The sequence below is a fragment of the Rhodococcus sp. A14 genome (assembly GCF_011603105.1).
Lineage (GTDB): Bacteria > Actinomycetota > Actinomycetes > Mycobacteriales > Mycobacteriaceae > Rhodococcus_F > Rhodococcus_F opacus.
In genome coordinates this window covers 1-3,275 of sequence record NZ_JAAOQS010000222.1, presented here as the reverse complement: position 1 = coordinate 3,275, position 3,275 = coordinate 1, and the positions used below count along the sequence as shown (strand labels likewise).

General features: G+C 68.1%; 2 protein-coding genes. One reads left to right on the top strand and one right to left on the bottom strand.

Going from position 1 to position 3,275, the window contains the following annotated elements:
* The coding region (locus tag G9373_RS44810) for an ATP-binding protein (RefSeq protein ID WP_167121243.1) at positions 1–419 on the top strand (419 nt) is incomplete at its 5' end.
* A gap of 344 nt (positions 420–763) precedes the next feature.
* Here G9373_RS44810 and G9373_RS44805 read toward each other — a convergent pair.
* Positions 764–3,275 (bottom strand): AAA family ATPase (locus tag G9373_RS44805; RefSeq protein ID WP_167121241.1); only part of this gene is annotated, 2,512 nt, incomplete at its 5' end.

The window sequence follows — 3,275 nt, the reverse complement described above, 5'->3', positions numbered from 1 at the left end:
AATCGCACCTGCTGATCGGTTTGGGCACCGCCGCCGCCGAGGCCGGCTTCCGGGTCCGCTACACCCTGGCGACGAAACTGGTCAACGAACTCGTCGAGGCCGCCGACGAGAAACTGCTCGCCAAGACCATCGCCCGCTACGGGCGGGTGGATCTGCTCTGCATTGACGAGCTCGGCTACATGGAACTCGACAAACGCGGTGCCGAGTTGTTGTTCCAAGTTTTGACCGAACGCGAGGAGAAGAACTCCGTGGCGATTGCGTCCAACCAGTCATTTTCAGGTTGGACCCGGACGTTCACCGACCCGAGACTCTGCGCGGCCATCGTCGACCGACTCACCTTCGGCGGCGCGATCATCGAAACCGGCACCGACAGCTACCGGCTCGCTCAAACCAGGGCAGCAGCCCAAGCCGCGAGCTAACCGGAGACCACGCCGGCGACGGACAACACCGTCGACGTCGCGGCGTCCAGCCCGGACATTCGACCAACCCAGAACGCCCAGTTCACCGCATCGGGGTGGGGCCACTTCAAGCCGTCACACCCTCACGAGTAAGGGTCGGCTGGGGCCAACTCGAGCCGACAAGGTGGGGCCAGATCGAGTTGACAGAGCCATCCCGGCTTTTTGCGATGTCTCGAGCAGAGTCGCACGACCAGACTCTGAACCGATCGGAACCGACTCGCACTCAAAGGGCGTGATCAGAATGAATTGGCTATCACGGCACGGTTGGGAGTGGGGCTTGGCGTAGGCGGCGCGGGCAGTGCGTCTCACGCCACGTCGACGGTGGTGTCCGTGGTCAGCATGTCGGTGAGGAAGGACGTTGGGACGGGCGCCCATTCGGGTGGGCACCGCCCGGCGAGCGAGTCGTCGCGCAGGTCGGCGACGAGTTCGCGGACGCGGATCGGACTGTCGAGCAGGTACCGGGTCATTCCGAGCTCGGCGCACTGCGTGGTGACCGCGGCGAGTAGCCCCTTTGCCTCGGTTGTGCGCTCTGCCGCGGCCAGGGCGACGATGAGCAGGCGTTTGGCCTGCAGCAGGGCCCGCCGCCGTCCCGAGCCGTCGAGCATGTTCACCCATTCCTGCGCCCAGGTGCAGGCGATTCGGGTGGGTTCGGGGGAGTCTGCCGCGGCCAGCAGCCTGATGGCGGTCTCCTCCTCGAGCTGCGCGGTGATCGCGTCGATGCCGTCGACCGGGCGCCGGCGCGTCGTGTACTCGGCCAGCGGCGGTGGTTCGAGCCCGGCAGTCGGGGGAAGACCCAGCCTGATCCGTTCGTTTTCGATTCGGGCCCGCAGCCGCGGAAGGTGCAACGACGCGGCTGCCCGGGCACCCTCGTCGAGTCGCTGCGCAGCCGTGGTTCGGTCGCCGCGCAGCGCCTTGATCCGGGCTCCGGCAGCGTAGCGGGCGAGTTTGAAATCGACCATGCCACTGCCGGCGCCGAGCTTGCAGCCCTCGTCGAGCAGTCGTTCCGCCTCGTCGAGCCTGCCCTGCTCAGAGAGCAGTTCGCCGAGCAGCGACCCGGCGAGCCGAGCGGAGAAGGAATGGCTCCCACCCGATCGCCGGGCAATCCGCAGGGCCGTTCGGAAGCTGTCCTGGGCCTGGTGGATGTCGAGGCGTTCGTTGGCGACGATTCCCACAAGACAGTGGCCGGTCATCGCCCCGTTCGGACCGATGTTCCGAGCGTTGTAGGGGGCGGCCCACTGCTGCCGTCGGAGCGCCTCGGCAAAATCGAACCGGTAGATCGCGGCGAAGGTGGCTGTGCCCGCGGCCGAGGAAACGACAAAGGGCCGGAACGAGTCCGGCCGCGCCAGTGCGGCCCCGACCAGTTCGTCGATGCCCTCCACCCGGTCGGCGCGACATGCCACCGCGGCCTTCACCACGTCGGCCTCGGCCCGTAGCTCGGCGATCTCGGCGGCGGTGGCCGAGCCGTCGCCGAGTGTGGACTCAACCAGTTCGAGTGCTTTCTGTGTGGGCTCAGCACGATGCAGCAGGATGTTCGCCCACGCCACTGCGAGCTGCAATAGAGGGCGAGACACCACAATTCGTGGCGGGAGTTTCGCGACGAGTCCGAGCAGGGTGGACATCTGGGCGTGCTCGAGCAGATAGGTCCCCCCGCGTTCGACCAACTCCACGGCCCGTTCCTGGTCACCGGCGGCCAGGGCATGGTCGACCGCCTCACTGATCAGCTTGCGATCGGCGAACCACTCCGAGGCGATGCGGTGGAGTTCGGTGATCCGCTCGGGGTGCTCGCGTTCGAGCCGTTGCTGCAGGCACTGGGCGAACAGTGGGTGGTAGCGGAACCACTCCCGGTTGTCGTCGATCGCGCGCAGGAACAGATCCTGTTCCTCGGCCCGCTCGAGCATGATCTGTCCGTGGTCGACGTGGGCGAGCGCGGCGGCCAGGTCACCATGGAGGCGTTCGGCAACCGAGGTCGCGAGCAGGAAGTCGAGCATGTCCGGATCCAGGGTGTCCAGCACGTTCTCGGTGAGGTATTCGCCGATGGCGCGGTGCCGTCCGGACAGTGACTCGATGAGCTGTTCGGGGTCGTCGCTGTCGCGGAGCGACAACGACGCCAGCTGCAGGCCCGCCGCCCACCCCTCGGTTGTCGCGGTCAGCTCGTCGACGTCGTCCTGCTCGAGAATCAAGCCACCCAGGTCGACGAGCAGGGCGTGAGCTTCGGCGGCGTCGAAACGCAGGTCGGTCGAGTCGATCTCGACCAGATCGTCGCGCACCCGCATCCGGCTCACGGGGAGGCCGGAGCGACTCTGGGTGGTGACGACGACCTGCAGGTGGTGGCAGGCGTTGTCGAGGAGGAATTCCATCGCCGCGAGGGTCGCGGCGGCGCCGATGCGGTGCCAATCGTCGATGACGAGCACGACGCGTTCGCCGGCCGCGTGGATCTCGTTGATCAGCGCGGTCAGCACGTATCGGTCGGCCTCGTCGCCGTGCTGTTCGGGCGCCTGCTCGAGGTCCTCGGCCAGGGCGGGGCGCACCCGCCGGATCGCCTCCAGCAGGTGTCCGAGGAACCAGACCACATTGTTGTCGTCGCGGTCGACGGTCAGCCAGGCGACGGCCAGCCCCTCCCCGGCCAGCACCTCGCTCCACTGGGTGGCGAGCGTGGTCTTGCCGAAGCCGGTCGGCGCGTGGATGACGCTCAGGCGTCGCCGCTGCCCGGCCCGGAGCAGATCGAGCAACCGGCCGCGGTGCACCAGCGTCCGGGGCGGTGTCGGCGGGCGGAACCGGGTCTCCGGGGCCGGTGGGGTGGGGGCGCGGGCCCCGGAC